The following is a 16,261-nucleotide window of genomic DNA, read 5'->3' on the forward strand; positions in this document are numbered from 1 at the left end:
TCCGGCGGTCAGGCGGTCCGGTTGGTGGTCCAGCGCTGGGTCGGCTCGGTCGTGGAGCAGGTGGCCAGTTCGAGCGCCACGAGCGCGCCGGTGGACGCCCCCGCCGCCTGGACGCAGAGGCCGGACGACGCCTTGATGTGGTAGGTCAGCCCGGTCAGCGCGGTGAAGGTCCACCGCTGCGCGGCGGCACCGGAACAGCTCGCCTGCACGACCGGGGTGCCGGCGGTGGTCACGCCGCCCAACGGGGTGAGGCACTTCAAGCTGTGGTTGTTGGTCAGGGTGTAGGTGCCACCGGTGGCCGAGGTCATCTTCCACTGCTGGTTGGCCTCGCCGTTCTGCGGCCACTGGATGACGGTGGCGTTCTCCGCCTCGCTGAAACCGAGCACGTCGAGGGCGAGGTTGGCGCCCGAGCCGTCCACCACGTCGTTCGCGAAGATCATCGTTGCGCCGTTCTCGGCCGCTCCGGCCGCCGCCGTACTGCTGTTGGTGGTCACGCTGAGCGGCTGCGAGTCGACCGACGTACGGGTGACGCCACCGTGGGTGACCCGCTGCCGGACGGTGTAGGTGGCCGTGGTGTTCGTGGCGAGACCGGTGAGCCGTACGGACGTGCGCCAGCCGGGGACCGTGGCCACCACCGTGCCGTTACGCAGCACCTGGTGGTCGACGGTGTAACCGGAGCCGACCGGCCTCATGCTCGGCAGGTAGCTGAGCACCAGCGAGGTGCCCTCCACGTCCGTGGCCCGCAGCACCTGCGGAGGCAGGGCCGGGATCGTGGTCATCGGCGACACCGAGGTGCCCGCCTGGAGGTAGAGGCTGTCGGTCGCGGCGTTCCAGTGCGTCGGCAGGTAGCTGCCCTGCGGGTTGACCGCGAAGTAGTCGTCCCGGCCGCAGTCGAGCAGCCGCACGGCGAGCGGGTCGGTGCAGACCGTCGGGCTGTCGCTCTGGCAGAGCGTCTCGTTGCCGTCGGTGCAGTGCCCGCCACCGTCGAAGTGCGGCGCGTCCGCCTGGACACCACCCAGGGCGTGGGTCAGCTCGTGGGTGAAGGTGTGCCCGGTGAAGCAGGAAGGCTGAAAGGCGACCCAGGACGTCACGCTGTTGCGCTGGTTGCCGGTGCCCGGGGCGCTCGGATTCGTGATCGGCTCCGAACCCGCGCCGGCACAGTTCACCCGGTGGTTCTCGAACAGGATGAGATAGTTCCGGTCGTCGGCGTCGTACCCCACCGACCGGAGGTGGGGGATCAGGTTGTCGGCGGCGTCGGTGCCCGCCGGCACCTGCACCTGGTTGATGGTGAGATGGCACCCGGTGCTGCCGGTCAGGAACCGGATCCACCGCTGCGCGCCGTCACGCTTGGCGCTGTCGTTGACGTTCTGCTGCGCCACCCAGGCCGCCGCCCGGATCGCCGGCTCACGCTCGGCGAACCGGCTGCTGCCCGGTTCGTACGCGTAGAGCACCTGCACCCGATGGCCGCTGGTGCCGTTGTCGACGCACTGGAGGGGCGGTGCCGCCGCCGTTCCACCGGGGACGGCGGCGGCGGGCGCGGTCGGTGCGACCGCCAGCCCGACAGCCACCGTCATCGCCGCCGCGAGCACCCCCGCCAGGTGTCCGTACCTTCTTGCCTGTCTCATCCGGCGTCCTCTCCCCGTGGCCCCCGACAGGCACCGGCGACTCCTCCACAATGAGGACCGGCAGCGATCGGAGTCGTCACGAAAAATCCTGCGGGTCACTTCCGCAGGATTGTCAGCGCGTCGATGCTAGTCGATACATATCGATGGCAGTCCCGCTTCGAGACATGCCCCACATCGACACCCCGGATGCCAGCGCTGGCGTTCCACCCGACCCACCCCACGCGGCGAGATCGCCGTCGTCGTTGCTGACAGCTGCCAGTGCCGGCAGGCCGCAACGGGATTCCCGTATCACAGAAACCGGCCAGTCACTCGACGCCTCGGCCGAGGACCTCGTGACGTCCCCTTGATCGACTCGGATTGCGGCATCTCGGCGTAAAGTCGAGCGCCGACACCCCGACATGCCGCAATTTGATTCGATCATCGGCACACGCCCCGGAGACCGGTCAGGGACCGGCAAGGTCGACGGTGACAACCAGACCAGGGGGATCGAGGACAACGGTGTCCGCGCATCCCGCGACGAAATCCGCGCAGGCCTGCCATAGCAGCCGAAGCTGATGACGAAGCGCCGGTAGCCCGGCCCACCGTCGCGGGTAACAACCTTGGGATGGACCGGCCCACCGTCCGGCCCCGCAGCGGTCACCGTCAGCGGCAAGGTGAGACCCGGGGCGATCCAGTCTGCGGTTCGGAGTGCTCCGCGCCCGTCGTCTTCGAGGATGTCGATCACCATCAACACAGTCCGTGTGGGCCGTCAACAATGCCGTTGTGCAGGAGAACCAGTCCATCGGTGCGCATGAGGATCGCCGGTGGACGAAGGAGTCGAGGCTCAGCGACCGCCACCTTTACGAACCCTAGCCGGCCGCCGAGTGCAGCGAGGACGGATTTCAGAGGTGCACAGGTTGCCGGCGCGTAAGAGGAAGTAGCGCCCACCTCCCGGTGGGATGGGCGCTCTGAAGCTCACCAGCTGATTCAGACCGGTTCGGCGAGCCGGGTGACGAACGTACGCCAAGCAGCCGGACTGAAGGTCAAAGCCGGACCGGCCGGGTCCTTCGAATCGCGGACCGCAACGACGTTCAAGAGGTTGTCCGCGACCTCAACACAGTTGCCGCCGCTTGAACCGCTACGCCGGGACTTGCGCCAGATGGCGTTACTCAGGTCCATGATGGCTGTGCGCCTCCTTCATCAGTTCTATGGACTGCCGGCGCGGGAGCGCTTCGTTCCGGACATTCTCCCACCTCGCCTGGAGAGTGGCTATCTCCTCCTCGTCGTCTACGACGAGCCCGCCTAGCTGGTTCTCCAGATGCCCGACCCAGCCGCCCTGGTTCAATCGCGCCAGCGCAAAGGGGCCGGAGAGCCCAATGCGAAGGCCAGCGGTCGCCGGGATGACGTGAACGTGGACATGCGGAAGTTCAGCCATGGCCGTCAGGTGAACGATCTGTTCGGCCATGATGCCCGGGAAGTCGTCGCCGGCTCGATGGAGTGCGGTTTCATCAAGTACGGCCACCAGCTGTGGAGGCGCGTCACCCGTCAGGATTCTGTGTCGGGCGACGCGAGCACTGACCTGCTGGTCGACCTCGGCGACGGACATGAGGTCGTTGAGACGCATCACTGCGCGGGCGTAGTTCTCGGTCTGAAGAATCCCCGGGATCAGGTTGGGCTCGAAGTAGCGGAGCTGTGTGGCGGCGCGCTCCGCATCGAGCCACGGGAGGAACCACGACGGAGCGCCGAGCTTGGCCGCCATGCGTTCGAAGAGTCCGCCATTGCTGAAGGCGCGGTCCGCACCCTTGATGAAGTCCATGGTCAAGGCACGCGTTCCGCTCTCGACCGCGCTCACGTGCGAAGCGCTGAAGCCTGCCCCGCGCCCGAACGTCTCCTGCGTCATACCGCCAGCACCTCTGGCTCGGCGGATCTCGCCGACGATGAAGTCGGCGAGAGGACTCGGCACATCGGCCACTCAGGTCTCCTCAGATCAGAGATCAACTACTCATCGTTGCGCCCGCTAAGCGTTGACCCGGCCACTCCCGCCCAGACATGCACGCACCCTTCCAGTGGGTAACCGATCCACAGCAGATTGTCAGCATGTCACGATCGCCACGACCGGTCCCGTTCGCTCCACGGCACCGTCCAGTACTCCGCCGTTGGCGGCTCGCCTGCTCGTGCGGGCTGCCGTCGTGGTGGCGCTGCCCGGACCGCCGGCACCCGACCCCACCCGGCCCACTCGCCGCGCTGCCTGATCCCGGCCTTGCCCGTGCCAAGGAGAAGCCGAAGCCCAAGCCGAAACCCGCGCCGAAGCCCCGACCGGTCCCGCCGACGATCCCGTGGCCGCCCTTCCGTCCGATCGGGCCCTTCACGACGCCGACCGCCGTCCGCCCGGTCGGCAGGGGTAACACGGATCACCCGGCTGTGCGCCACGTCCCGCGACGTCCGCGGAAGGGGTGTGGCCGGGTGACGCCGTACCGACCGAGGCGTGACCACATCGCCGTCCGCCCGTCGTGGCGGTGCCGGGTGTGCGGTGCCCCGTGGCCGTGCCAGCCCGCGAAGCTCCAGCTCCTGGACCTGTACGCGGACGACCGGCTCGGCCTGATGGTCGATCTCGGCATGGCCATGGCGGCGGCGCTACCCGACCTGCCCCGCGACGAGAACCAGTTGGACCGCTTCGTCCGCTGGGCCCGCCCACCCCGCCGCCGGGTCGACTGACCGGGGGCGGGTGCCCGCTCCGGCCGCCTGACCCGAACACGCCGGGGCGGGGCGGGTGCGGCCGTCCCGGGCAGTCGCCGTTCACGTCCGTTGCCATCGTTACCATTCCCGGCCCCTGCGGTCGTTCCCGGTGCCGGCGTGGCAGGGTTGCGGTATGTCGACGTCGCCCCGGGTCCGCGCACCCGAGCTACGGGGCCGCCAGTGGTTGAACACCGGCGGACGGAACCTGACCCTGCGGGACCTCCGGGGCCGCATTCTCCTGCTGGATTTCTGGACCTTCTGCTGCATCAACTGCCTCCACGTGCTGGACGAGCTGCGCCCGCTGGAGGAGAAGTACGGCGACGTGCTGGTCGTCGTCGGCGTGCACTCGCCGAAGTTCGAGCACGAGAAGGACCCGGACGCCCTGGCGGCGGCGGTCGAGCGGTACGGCGTGCACCACCCCGTCCTGGACGATCCCGAGCTGGACATGTGGCAGCAGTACGCGGCGAAGGCGTGGCCGACCCTGTCGGTCGTCGACCCCGAGGGTTACGTGGTCGCCACCATGGCCGGCGAGGGTCACGCCGAAGGGCTGGCCCGGTTGATCGACGAGCTGATCGCCGTACACGAGGCCAAGGGGACGCTGCACCGGGGCGACGGGCCGTACGTGCCGCCGGCGGAACCGGAGACCACCCTGCGCTTTCCCGGCAAGGCCGTGGTGCTCGACGGCGGGAATCTGCTGGTCTCGGACTCGGCCCGGCACTCGCTGGTGGAGCTGGCCCCCGACGGTGAGACGGTCGTCCGCCGGATCGGCACCGGCGAGCGGGGCAGCGCCGACGGACCGGCCGGCAGCGCCACCTTCTCCGAGCCGCAGGGTCTCTGCCTGCTGCCCGCCCACGTCGCCGAGGTTGCCGGGTACGACCTGGTGGTCGCCGACACCGTCAACCACCTGCTGCGCGGCGTACGCCTCGACACCGGCGAGGTGAGCACCGTCGCCGGCACCGGCCGGCAATGGCGTTCCACGGTCGACGACCATGCGCACGACGCCCGTTCCATCGACCTCTCCTCCCCCTGGGACCTCGCCTGGTACGAGGACCGGATCGTGATCGCGATGGCCGGCATCCACCAGCTCTGGTGGTTCGAACCGGTCAAGCGGACCGCCGGCATGTACGCGGGCACCACGGTCGAGGCGCTGCGGGACGGCCTGCTGGCCGAGGCGTGGATGGCCCAGCCCTCCGGGCTCTCCGTCTCGGCCGACGGCCGGCGGCTCTGGGTGGCCGACAGCGAGACCAGTGCCCTCCGCTACGTCGAGAACGACGTCCTGGGCACGGCGGTGGGTCAGGGCCTCTTCGACTTCGGGCACGTCGACGGTCCGGCCGACCAGGCGCTGCTCCAGCACCCGCTCGGCGTGTGCGCGCTGCCCGACGGCTCGGTGCTGGTCGCCGACACGTACAACGGGGCGGTGCGGCGGTTCGACCCGGCGACCCGGATGGTGTCGACGGTCGCCGACGGGCTGGCCGAGCCGAGCGACGTGGTGCTGACCCCGGCCGGTGACGTCCTGGTGGTCGAGTCGGCCGCGCACCGGCTGACCCGGCTCGCCCCGGGTGCGCTCTCGGCGGTCGGGGCGAGCACGGTGGAGGGCCCCCGGCACCGGACCGAGCGTCCGCCCACCGAGATCGCCGCCGGTGAGGTGACCCTGGACGTGATCTTCACGCCCCCGCCCGGTCAGAAGATGGACGAGAGCTTCGGCCCGTCGACCCGGCTGGTGGTCTCGGCCTCCCCGCCGGAGCTGCTGCGAGAGGGGGCCGGCGCCGGCACCGACCTGTCCCGTCGGCTGGTGGTGGACCCGAGCGTCCGGGCCGGTGTGCTCCAGGTGACCGCCCAGGCGGCCACCTGTGACGTGGCCGACGAACACGGGGCGTGCCACCTGACCCGGCAGGACTGGGGGGTGCCGGTGCGGGTGGTCGACGACGCTCCGGCCCGACTTCCGCTGGTGCTGCGTGGGCTGGACGCCTAGCGCTGTACGGCAGTTGGCCAGGACCGGGCGCACAGCATGCCTGTGACCAGGGCCGCAGGCGTGTCTGCCCTGATCAACTAGGCTGGCGGAGCCAGCACACGTGAACGAAGGACGCCCATGGCCCGCCCGTACAAGCCCGGACCGAAGCAGTTCGTCTTCGCTGCCGACGACGGCAACGATCAACAGGTCTCGGTGGGCGACCCTCAGGAGGCATACATGGCCTTCTCTGCGTTCTTCCGGGGTCGAGAGTCCGACACCTACACGATCAAGGACGAACCGGCGGGGCAGAGGTTGGTGCTCATGCCCCGGCTGGGGGTGATCTCCCGGATCAAGGATGGGGACCAACCCAGGTCGGAACACCTCAAGGCCGGCCGGGCCAACCGCTATCTTCCGAGCGCGATGCTGTTCTTCGAGAACGGTTACGCCGGCCTCGACCGCTTCGGCCAGTGGTTCTCCGATCTCTCCGACCTCGACGCGTCACCGGAGACCCGTGGTGCCGCCCGGGCCGCCACGTTCACGACGGAAGCAGCGGCAATCGAAGAAGTCGCCCGGATCTGGGCGGATTCCGGCATCGTCGATCCGAGCGACCAGTACTACGTCTTCTTCGACTCGCACGGTGTCGACGATGACCGGGCCGAACGGGCCGAACTGCTCCAGTTGATCGAATTCCTCGGTCTCGAACGGGTCGACGCCCCGGCCGAGGCGGCCGGGGGCGAAGTCTGGGTGCGCAGCGATCCACGCCTCGCCGCCGAATGCGCACGGTGGTCGTGAACAGAGTTGTGAGAGACGTCGTTTTCACGCGTGGCAGCGGCTGGATCCCGAACGTGGTCCGCGAGGACGGCGAGCTGAAGCTGATGCTCGCCGCCGGGGCCGACGCCAACCATGAGCCTCGCACGTTCACGTTCCCGATCGGGGAGGCCCATCTTGCGGTGATCCGGGAGGACCTGGCCAGACACCTGCTGCTGTGGAGTGCGGTCCTTCCGCTGTGCGACGCCGCCGGAACCCGGGGCCGGCTCGACGAGAGCGCTGCCGTCGCGCTCCTGGACCCGGTCCTGCTCGCCGCGCCCGCAGACGTCGACGCGCTCTTCCGGCGCATCCGGTGGGACCGGAGCCGGCTCGTCGCCCATGGTGCCGACATCGATCTACTTGAGCGCGGTCAGGTCTGCGAGGCGATGCGCACGGCGACCGAGGGGTCGAACGAGAAACGTGCTCAGGAGTATCACGCGGACCGCCGTCGTGCCGAGCGGGGAGCGGTTCTCGGGCCCCTCGACGCTGAGATTCTGCGGTACACGGGCCAGTATCTGCATGGCGCGACGATTCCAAGGCGGATGCCCGAGGCCGTTGACCCCGCGCTGCTGCCCCAGGTCATGCGGGTGATCGCCACTGCGGAGCAGGCGTGCGCCGGGATGCAGATCGGCCTCGATCCGCGGCGGGGAAAGCGGGCCACGGACAAGCGCGACTGGGATCGGATGGCGGCGGCGGTCGACGAGGCGGTGCGCCGCGCACACCCCGAACTCGTCGACGACGCGGTGCGTACGGTGAGTTTCCTGATGTGCTCGGAGGCTGCGGACCGCTCCAGGAGCACGCCGGTGGAAGACGACGAGGAGGCTGCCGACGAGCACGCCGCCGTCGGTGCCAGTGCGAGAAAGACGGCCCTGTCGTTCACCGACGACAAGGGCGGCGAGAAGAAGTGGCTACGGGACGGTCCGCGTACTGCCTCCGCCGAGTTCTGGGATTTCGTCGCCGATCGCTCTGCCTCCGACAACGAAGTGTTCACCATCGAGGACGAGGAGATGGGCGAGGGGATCCAGCTGCACTTCTACGCGGACTCCATCGCCCGGATCACGACGGTGCGACGCGGGGAGGCCGGGTGGGATCCGCAGTACCAGGTCGAGTACAGCCTGGTCGACGGAATCGGCGGGTACCGGAAACTGGTGAGCGCCTTCGTCCGGGGCGGCTGCGCCGCACTCGAACAGCACGGTCCCTGGATGTCGGATGTCGCCGAGTTCGAGCGCGCGCGTCGTCGGCGCGACGCCCGGTAGTCCCAAGGGGAACTCCGCCCGTACCCTGGACAGCCAAGATCCACAAAACAGTGGCCAGGCCCGCCGTCTCCCGGTACGCCCACGCGGCGTGGCCCGCCCACGGTCGGACGGGCCACGCCCTGGCGCTGGTCAGAGGCCGATGTTGGCCTGCGGTCCGGCGTGGGTGCGGACCAGGTTCGGCACCTCCGAGGCCGGGTCGAGCCGGTACGAGTAGAAGCTCGACGGGGTGAACGCCGACCCGCCGGTCTGCTGCTTGCCGCTGCTGTTGACCACGATGCTGCCGCTCTGCCGCAGCTGGGCGGCGGAGTCCTTGTAGTACGGGTCGGTCACCCGGTCGAAGTAGGTGTTCTCCAGGACCATCCTGGTCGCGCCCCGGGAGTAGTTACCCTGCCCGGTGTTCTGCATGTAGTTGTTGTAGAGGTGGGCGTAGGCCACGTTGTCGGTGCTGGGCATCCGGACCCGGTTGTCCCGGATCCAGTTGTGGTGGATCGTCATCCGGGCGGTGACGTTCTCGGTCCAGCCGATGCCGAAGGTCTTGTTGTTCTCGGCGAGGATGTTCCACGACACGGTGAGGTTCGTGGTGTCCTTGCGGCTGTCGATGAGGCCGTCGTTCATCCGGGCGATGTGGTTGTGGTCGATCCAGATCCGGTCGGCGGTGTCCATCTGGATGCCGTCGTAGTCGAAGTCCTTGTCGTCCGGGTCGTCGGACGCCACCCGGGTGTCCCGGATGGTCAGGTTCCGGATGATCACGTTGCTGGTGCCGGCACCCAGGAAGAACCCACCGCCGACGATGTGGCCGTTCTTCCCGACCCCGACGACCGTCTTGTTCGACTTGATCGGGATCTCCTTGCCGTACGGCGTGACGTTGATCGTGCCGTTGACCCGGATGACGTGCGGGGTGCTCGCGGAGGCGTACCGCTCCAGGTCGGCCTGGGTGGTCACGGTGACGGTCGTGCCGCCCGTCCCACCGGTGGTGCCGGCGGCGCCGGCGAAGCCGTCCGGGCTGTTCGGGTACGGCAGCGTCGGCGGGGTGGTGGGGGGTGGGGTGGAACCGGTCGGATTGAACCGCCACTGCATCCGGGCGATGTCCGAACAGGGCTCCTGCACGACCGGGTTACCACCGGCGGTGGAACCGTCCTTGTTGCTGATACACAAACCGCTGGACGCGCTCCGGACCAGGTACCGGTCCGTGGAAGCCGCCGAAGCGGTGAACGTCCACCTCTGGTTGGGCTCCGCGTGACAACCCCACTGCCACAACTGCTCACCCGACGCCGTCGACGAATACGGCACGTCGACACACCTACCGCTGTTGACGTTGACCAGACCGTACGCACCGTTCTGCGCGACGACCCGGAACTGCTGCGACCCCGAAGAGGTGTCGCAGGCCAACTGCGCCAACAACCCGCCGTTACCGGTCGACGCACCGACAACGTTCACACACTTACCGCTGGACGCACTGGCCAACGTGTAGACACCATTGCTGACCGGCACCGCCGCCGACGACGCCGACGCGCCGATGACGACGACGCCGACGAGGGCGGCGGGTACCGCCGTCAGGACCGCGCCGGCCGCGGCCAGCCGGGAACGCCTGGGGCTCTGCTTGATGCTCATCATGGCTCCGGGAGAGGTGGTGGTGTGGTGGGTGGGGGTGGTCACATCGGGTTCCAGCCGTCGGTGCCGGCCAGGTACCGCTGCGGGGTGTAGTTGGCGGCCTGCGAGTCGCTGAGCTGGGGCCGGTTGCCGTTGACCGTCGCTCCGCTCCCGGTGTTCCGGTACTCCAGGAAGCGGGCGTTCTGCCAGGTGGAGTCGCCCATGTTGGTCCACGGCTGGGAGTTCTTGATCGTCCCGCTCAGGCTCGACTCGCGGTACAGGACCTGGGCGCCCTGCCGCCACGGCCGGCCGAGGTTGGTGTTGTTGCTTCCGGTGCCGGTGATCGTCGACCGGTAGAACAGGAAGCCGTACGCCTTCTCGGCGGGCGTGCTGGCCGCGGTGATGGTGCCGCCGCTGGACCGCTTCTCGTGCACGGTGGTCCGGTCGATGACGATGGTGCCGCCGCCGAAGATGAAGTCGACCGTGCCCTCGACGTACGAGTTGACCATGTACGCCCGGGTCCGGTCGTTGACCAGGAACGTGTCCTGGTCACCGAGGAGCCGGACGTTCCGCAGCACCGCCCGGTCCGCGTTGAGGTGCAGCGCGACCGCCTGGTGACCACTGCTGGTCGAGTTCTCGTCGAAGTCGTTGGAGATGGTCAGGTTCTCGGCGACGAAGTTGGCGCCGTCGACGAACATGCTCGCGCTGCCCGAGGTGCCGTGGCTGTTGGCGGAGTTGTTGAAGACCAGCACGGTGTTCGACGGGCCGGATCCCAGACCCCGCAGGGTGATGTGCGGCTTGTTCGCCGGCACCCGGACGACCTGCCGGTAGGTGCCCGGCTTGATGGTGATGGTGACCCGCTGGGCGTTGTTGGTCGGTACGGCGTCGATCGCGGCCTGCACCGTGCGGTACTGGCCGCTGCCGTCCGCCGCCACCGTCGGGGTGCCGCTCGGCGGCGGGGTGGTGGGGGGTGGGGTGGAACCGGTCGGATTGAACCGCCACTGCATCCGGGCGATGTCCGAGCAGGGCTCCTGCACGACCGGGTTACCACCGGCGGTGGAACCGTCCTTGTTGCTGATACACAAACCGCTGGACGCGCTCCGGATCAGGTACCGGTCCGTGGAAGCCGCCGAAGCGGTGAACGTCCACCTCTGGTTGGGCTCCGCGTGACAACCCCACTGCCACAACTGCTCACCCGACGCCGTCGACGAATACGGCACGTCGACACACCTACCGCTGTTGACGTTGACCAGACCGTACGCACCGTTCTGCGCGACGACCCGGAACTGCTGCGACCCCGAAGAGGTGTCGCAGGCCAACTGCGCCAACAACCCGCCGTTACCGGTCGACGCACCGACGACGTTCACACACTTACCGCTGGACGCACTGGCCAACGTGTAGACACCATTGCTGACCGGCACCGCCGCCGACGACGCCGACGCCGGGAGGTTCACGATGCCCGCGACGACGACCGGCACCGCGCCGAGCGCGGCCAGCCGGAGCCATCTGGATCTGTGACGCATGTGGTCGATCTCCTGTCTGTGCGCAGTCCTCTTCCGATGACCGCTCTCTGGCTGTGGCGTGGATGCGCTGCCCAGGCGGCACCCACCGCACAGGAGAGGTGGTGGCCGTACGGTGGGTGCGCTGCCCAGGCAGCACCCACCGCACGGGCCGTTACCGGTGTCGCCGCCCGGGGCGTACCGGCGAGATGACGAGGGGCTCGCGTGGCCGTCGTATGGCAGACGCGTCACAGGCCGACCGACAACACAAAATCAGCGAAGAGTTTCTCGGACCGCGCGGACCGCCCGGACCGACTCGGGCCAGGTCCTCGGCAACCCTCTCGGTCACTGGGCACCGGGGGTGCGTGGACCGGATCGGTCAGTCGGCCCCGGCCATCGCCGCGAGGCGGCGGGCGAGCAGGGCGGCGGCCTCCCGCAGTTCCGGAGGCTCCAGCACCTGCGACTCGAAGCCCAGCCGGGCCACGTGCGCGGCGAGCCAGTCCAGGTCGTCCCCGCCGACGACGAGCACGCACCACCCGTCGCGGTCGTCCTCGACCCACCCCACCTGGGGTGGCACCAGTTCCCGCACCCGCTCGGGCCGGGCGTGCACCCGCACCCGGGCGAGATACCGGTACGGTGCCCCGGTCACGGAGCGCTGCACGTAGGCGACCGGGTCCGGATGTTCGCTCGCCCGGAAGCGCCAGGTCGTCGCCACCACCTCACGCATCCGGTCCAGCCGGAAGGTGCGCCAGTCGTCGCGGTCGACGTCCCGGGCCATCAGGTACCAGCGTCGGCCGGTGGTGACCATCCGCACCGGCTCGACCGTGCGCTCGCGCTCCTCGCCGTCGCGGCCGGCGTACCGGAACCGCACCCGCACGGCGTCACGGCAGGCCCGTGCGAGCGTCACCAGCACCTCTGCGTCGATCTCCACCGCCGGGCCGACCAGGGTCTCGGTAGCGCCGTGCACGGCGCGCACCTCGGCGCGCAGCCGGGACGGCATCACCTGGTCGAGCTTCGCCAGCGCCCGCAGTGCCGCCTCGCCCGCCCCGGCGACCGTGCCCCCCGCCGCCAGTCGCAGCGAGACCGCCGTGGCGATCGCCTCCTCGTCGTCGAGAAGCAGCGGCGGCAGCCGGGTGCCCGCGCCGAGCTGGTAGCCGCCGCCGACGCCCGCCGTCGCGTGCACGGGGTAGCCGAGCGCGCGCAGCCGCTCCACGTCGCGGCGTATCGACCGGTCGGTGACCCGCAGCTCGGTGGCGAGTTCGGCGGCGGTCCAGGACGGTCGCCGTTGCAGCAACGCCAGCAGCCGCAGCACCCGCTCGGTCGTCGCCTCGACGCTCATGCGCCGATCGTCGCACAGATCGCGGAACGATCCTGTCCGCTATTCGCGGCAGGGTGGCAGCATGACCGACCAGAACTGGAACTCTCTGCTCCAGCACCAGATCACCTGGCACTGGACCGACCATCTGCGCGCACGCCTCGACGGACTCACCGACGACGAGTACCTCTGGGAGCCGACGCCGGACTGCTGGAACGTGCGCCCGCGCGGCACCGGCACCGCACCGGTACTCGGCGGGTCCGGCGCGATGACCATCGACTTCGCGATGCCGGAACCCGATCCCACCCCGTTCACCACGATCGCCTGGCGACTCGGGCACGTGATCGTCGGCGTGCTCGCGGTACGCAACGCCGCGCACTTCGGTCGCGCGCCCACCGACTACCAGTCGTTCGAGTACGCCGCGACCGCGGCCGAGGCGCTGGCCCAACTCGACGCGGAGTACGCCACCTGGCTGGCCGGGGTCGAGTCGCTCGGCGAGACCGGCCTCGCCCGGCCGTGCGGGGAGGCGGAGGGGCCGTACGCCGAGCATCCGATGGCAGCGCTGGTGCTGCACATCAACCGCGAACTGATCCACCATCTGGCCGAGGTGTGCCTGCTCCGCGACCTCTACCTGCACACTGGTCAGCAGACCCGACAGGAGGCGAGCTGAGATGGCCCGCGACGTCCAGATCACTTTCGACTGCGCCGACCCGGCCGGGTTGGCGGCGTTCTGGGCCGACCTCCTCGGCTACCGGTTGCAGGCCCCACCCGGGGGCTTCGAGACGTGGGAGCAGGCCCTGGCGGCGATGGGTGTGCCGCCCGAGGGGCGCAACGACGCCTCGGCGCTGGTCGACCCCGAGGGCTCCGGCCCACGCCTGTTCTTCCAGCGGGTGCCGGAGGGCAAGCAGGCCAAGAACCGTGTGCACCTCGACGTGCGCGCGGCCCCCGGGCTGGCGGGCGACGCGCGGATGGCGGCCCTGGAGGCGGAAGCCGAGCGGCTCGTCTCCCGTGGTGCCACCCGGCTCAGCCGCCACGAGCCCGCTCCACCGCTCGGCACCGGTCACATCGTGATGGCCGACCCTGAGGGCAACGAGTTCTGCCTCGACTGAACCGTCGCGCGCCGACGGTCCTCCGGCTCACCGGGATCCGTCCGGCACCGACCGGTCAGTCGCGCTTCTCGGCCGGTCACGGCGCGGTGAACGGCCGCAGCGGCACCCCGGCGTCGATGAGGGCGGCGCGCACCAGGGCCGCCGCGTGCACCGCGCCGGGGGTGTCGCCGTGCAGGCAGATCGACTCGACCGGGCAGGGGACGACGCTGCCGTCCACGGTGGTCACGGTCCGCTCGGTGGCCATCCGGACGGCCCGCTCGGCGATCTCCTGTGGGTCGGTGACCAGGGCGCCGGGGGCGGAACGGGGCACCAGGGCCCCGTTGGCGAGGTAGCCCCGGTCGGCGAAGCCCTCGGCGACCACCCGCAGCCCGGCTCCGGTGGCGAGTTGGGCGAGCACCGAACCGGGCGGACAGAGGACCGGTAGGTCCGGGTCGTGGTCGCCGATCGCGGCGACCACCGCGGCGGCCTGCGACTCCTGGCAGGCGGCGGCGTGGTAGAGCGCGCCGTGCGGCTTGAGGTACCGGACCCGGGTCCGGTACGGCCGGCAGAACGCCTCCAGCGCGCCGAGCTGGTACGTGATGTCGTCGCGTAGCTCGTCGAAGGCGTACTCGATGTGCCGGCGGCCGAAGCCGGCGAGGTCCCGGTAGCCGACCTGCGCGCCGACGGCGACCCCGCGCTCGGCGGCGGCGGCGCAGACGCGGCGCATGGTGGAGGGGTCGCCGCCGTGGAAACCGCAGGCCACGTTGGCGGAGGTGACCACTTCCAACAGCGCCTCGTCGTCGCCGAGCCGCCAGATACCGAAGCCTTCCCCGAGGTCAGCGTTGAGGTCCATGGAACCTGACGGTAGTCCCCGGACGGGCCTGTGCGAGCGGGGTGACGTCGTCCACCACTCCGATGACGGGGTATCCGCCGGTGGTGGGATGGTCGGCGAGAAAGATCAACGGCTGGCCGTCGGCCGGCACCTGCACCGCCCCGAGCACGATCGGCTCGCTGGGCAGCTCGCCGGCCACCGCGCGGGGCAGGGCTGCGCCGACCAGTCGCGCGCCGATCCGGTCGCTCACCGGACTGACCTGGTACGGGGTGTGCAGCAGCCGGTCTCGGGCGGCGGGGGTGAACCAGTCGTGCCGGGGGCCGGGGCGCAGCATCAGCCGAAGTTCGGTGGCCGGGGCCGGGGTGGGGGTGAAGTCCACCGGTGCGGGTGGGCCGGGATCCGGGTCGAGGGGGAGCCGGTCGCCGTCCCGGACCCGGGGCGGACCGAGGCCGGAGAGAGTGTCGGTGGCACGGCTGCCGAGCACCGGTCCGACCGCGATCCCGCCGGAGACGGCGAGGTAGCTACGCAGCCCGTGGCGGGCGGGGCCGATGGTCAGCACCGCCGAGGCAGGCACCGACAGCGGGCGGCCGGCGTCCACCGGTCGCCGGCCGACCCGTACGTCGGCCTCCGCGCCGGTGACCGCGACCGTGGCGGCGCGATGCAACCGCAGCACACAGCCGGTGAGGGTGATCTCCAGGCCGGCAGCGGACTCCGGATTCCCGACCAATCGGTTGGCCAGGCGCAGCGCCACTGCGTCGAGGGCGCCCGACCGGGGTACGCCGAGGTGCGCCCAGCCGGGTCGGCCCTGGTCCTGAACGGTGGTGAGCGCCCCGGCGCGGAGGATCTCGATCACAGTTCCTCCAGCCGGACCCGGCTACCCGGGACGAGGGTGGCGGGCGGGTCGGCGCGCACGTCGAACAGGGGAAGATCGGTGCGGCCGACCAGTTGCCACCCGCCGGGCGAGGCGGTCGGGTAGATCCCGGCGTACGGCCCGGCCAGGGCGACCGATCCGGCGGGCACCCGGGGACGGGGGGTGTCCCGGCGGGGCACGTTCCACTCCGCCGGCAGCCCGGTGAGGTACGCGAACCCGGGCGCGAAGCCGCAGAAGGCGACCCGGAACTCGGTGCCGGTGAGCCGGCGGACCACCTCGGGCACGTCCACGCCCCAGTGGTCGGCGACGCGGGGCAGGTCCTCCCCGTCGTAGGTGACGGGAACCCGGACGGTGCGGACGTTGCCGCTGCGGACGGCCGCCCGTGGGGTCCAGGTGGCGATCCGGGCGGCGGTCGCCGTCGGGTCCGGCACCCCGTCGAGCAACACGGTGGTGGCGGCCGGCACGATCTCGACGGCGGTCAGCTCACCGGCCTCCCGGCGACGCCAGAGTTCCGCCCGCCAGGCCTCGACCTGCCCGGCCGGGTCCACCCCCGACCGCGCCACCCCCGTGGAGCCGGAGCCCGGGTCGAAGCCGGCTCCGGCCTCGGCCCCGGCTTCGGCTTCGGCTTCGGCTTCGGCTTCGGCTTCGGTGCAATCGATCAGCAACGCGTGCGCGCCGACGGGACGGATCCGCATGCCGCCATCCTGGCGGA

At 70.4% G+C, this 16,261-nt stretch carries 16 protein-coding genes; 6 read left to right on the plus strand and 10 right to left on the minus strand.

Annotated elements, in window-relative coordinates:
* Positions 1 to 8: 8 nt before the first annotated feature.
* The 4 genes from QSK20_RS11620 to QSK20_RS11635 form a co-directional block, all read right to left on the minus strand.
* Positions 9 to 1,625 (minus strand): RICIN domain-containing protein, encoded by a 1,617-nt coding sequence (locus QSK20_RS11620; RefSeq protein WP_285788593.1) that lies wholly within the window; start codon positions 1,623 to 1,625, stop codon positions 9 to 11.
* A 112-nt stretch (positions 1,626 to 1,737) separates the two neighbouring features.
* Positions 1,738 to 2,352 carry a hypothetical protein gene (locus QSK20_RS11625; protein WP_285788594.1) on the minus strand — a complete coding sequence of 205 codons (615 nt, stop codon included), beginning with the start codon at positions 2,350 to 2,352 and terminating at the stop codon, positions 1,738 to 1,740.
* Between the two features lie 239 nt (positions 2,353 to 2,591).
* Positions 2,592 to 2,783 (minus strand): DUF397 domain-containing protein, encoded by a 192-nt coding sequence (locus tag QSK20_RS11630; protein ID WP_285788595.1) that lies wholly within the window; start codon positions 2,781 to 2,783, stop codon positions 2,592 to 2,594.
* Positions 2,770 to 3,576 carry a helix-turn-helix domain-containing protein gene (locus QSK20_RS11635; RefSeq protein WP_285788596.1) on the minus strand — a complete coding sequence of 269 codons (807 nt, stop codon included), beginning with the start codon at positions 3,574 to 3,576 and terminating at the stop codon, positions 2,770 to 2,772. The genes QSK20_RS11630 and QSK20_RS11635 overlap by 14 nt, the downstream gene beginning before the upstream one ends.
* 491 nt (positions 3,577 to 4,067) lie before the next feature.
* On the opposite strand from QSK20_RS11635, the gene QSK20_RS11640 reads away from it, so the two are divergent.
* From QSK20_RS11640 to QSK20_RS11655, 4 genes are all read left to right on the plus strand, one after another.
* Positions 4,068 to 4,319, plus strand: a complete 252-nt coding sequence (locus tag QSK20_RS11640; protein ID WP_285788597.1) for a flavin reductase — start codon at positions 4,068 to 4,070, stop codon at positions 4,317 to 4,319.
* Positions 4,320 to 4,473: 154 nt separating this feature from the next.
* The gene (locus QSK20_RS11645; RefSeq protein WP_285788598.1) at positions 4,474 to 6,312 is read left to right on the plus strand and encodes an NHL domain-containing thioredoxin family protein; all 1,839 of its coding nucleotides are present in this window, start codon (positions 4,474 to 4,476) and stop codon (positions 6,310 to 6,312) included.
* 117 nt (positions 6,313 to 6,429) lie between these two features.
* Positions 6,430 to 7,083, plus strand: coding sequence for a hypothetical protein (locus tag QSK20_RS11650; protein WP_285788599.1), 654 nt, complete (start codon positions 6,430 to 6,432; stop codon positions 7,081 to 7,083).
* Positions 7,080 to 8,354 (plus strand): DUF6357 family protein, encoded by a 1,275-nt coding sequence (locus QSK20_RS11655; protein ID WP_285788600.1) that lies wholly within the window; start codon positions 7,080 to 7,082, stop codon positions 8,352 to 8,354. The genes QSK20_RS11650 and QSK20_RS11655 overlap by 4 nt, the downstream gene beginning before the upstream one ends.
* 129 nt (positions 8,355 to 8,483) lie before the next feature.
* Here QSK20_RS11655 and QSK20_RS11660 read toward each other — a convergent pair whose 3' ends face one another.
* From QSK20_RS11660 to QSK20_RS11670, 3 genes are all read right to left on the minus strand, one after another.
* Positions 8,484 to 10,010: an RICIN domain-containing protein gene (locus tag QSK20_RS11660; RefSeq protein WP_285788601.1), complete on the minus strand. Its 1,527-nt coding sequence runs from the start codon at positions 10,008 to 10,010 to the stop codon at positions 8,484 to 8,486.
* Positions 10,007 to 11,467 carry a pectinesterase family protein gene (locus QSK20_RS11665; RefSeq protein ID WP_285788602.1) on the minus strand — a complete coding sequence of 487 codons (1,461 nt, stop codon included), beginning with the start codon at positions 11,465 to 11,467 and terminating at the stop codon, positions 10,007 to 10,009. Before QSK20_RS11665 ends, QSK20_RS11660 begins: the two co-directional genes overlap by 4 nt.
* Positions 11,468 to 11,822: 355 nt before the next feature.
* On the minus strand, positions 11,823 to 12,782 hold the full coding sequence (locus QSK20_RS11670) for a helix-turn-helix transcriptional regulator (RefSeq protein ID WP_285788603.1): 960 nt from the start codon (positions 12,780 to 12,782) through the stop codon (positions 11,823 to 11,825).
* A gap of 61 nt (positions 12,783 to 12,843) precedes the next feature.
* On the opposite strand from QSK20_RS11670, the gene QSK20_RS11675 reads away from it, so the two are divergent.
* Positions 12,844 to 13,428 (plus strand): DinB family protein, encoded by a 585-nt coding sequence (locus tag QSK20_RS11675; protein ID WP_285788604.1) that lies wholly within the window; start codon positions 12,844 to 12,846, stop codon positions 13,426 to 13,428.
* 1 nt (position 13,429) lies between these two features.
* The gene (locus tag QSK20_RS11680) at positions 13,430 to 13,867 is read left to right on the plus strand and encodes a VOC family protein (RefSeq protein WP_285788605.1); all 438 of its coding nucleotides are present in this window, start codon (positions 13,430 to 13,432) and stop codon (positions 13,865 to 13,867) included.
* 76 nt (positions 13,868 to 13,943) lie between these two features.
* On the opposite strand, the gene QSK20_RS11685 is transcribed toward QSK20_RS11680, so the two are convergent.
* From QSK20_RS11685 to QSK20_RS11695, 3 genes are read right to left on the minus strand one after another with little or no spacing between them, the layout of a single operon-like run.
* Entirely contained in the window at positions 13,944 to 14,699 is a 756-nt protein-coding gene (locus QSK20_RS11685; protein WP_285788606.1) for a LamB/YcsF family protein, read from the minus strand.
* Positions 14,683 to 15,531, minus strand: a complete 849-nt coding sequence (locus QSK20_RS11690) for a 5-oxoprolinase subunit C family protein (protein ID WP_285788607.1) — start codon at positions 15,529 to 15,531, stop codon at positions 14,683 to 14,685. Before QSK20_RS11690 ends, QSK20_RS11685 begins: the two co-directional genes overlap by 17 nt.
* The gene (locus QSK20_RS11695; protein WP_285788608.1) at positions 15,528 to 16,244 is read right to left on the minus strand and encodes a 5-oxoprolinase subunit B family protein; all 717 of its coding nucleotides are present in this window, start codon (positions 16,242 to 16,244) and stop codon (positions 15,528 to 15,530) included. Before QSK20_RS11695 ends, QSK20_RS11690 begins: the two co-directional genes overlap by 4 nt.
* Positions 16,245 to 16,261: the final 17 nt, after the last annotated feature.

The organism is Micromonospora sp. NBRC 101691, from assembly GCF_030269285.1.
Taxonomy (GTDB): Bacteria; Actinomycetota; Actinomycetes; order Mycobacteriales; family Micromonosporaceae; genus Micromonospora; species Micromonospora echinospora.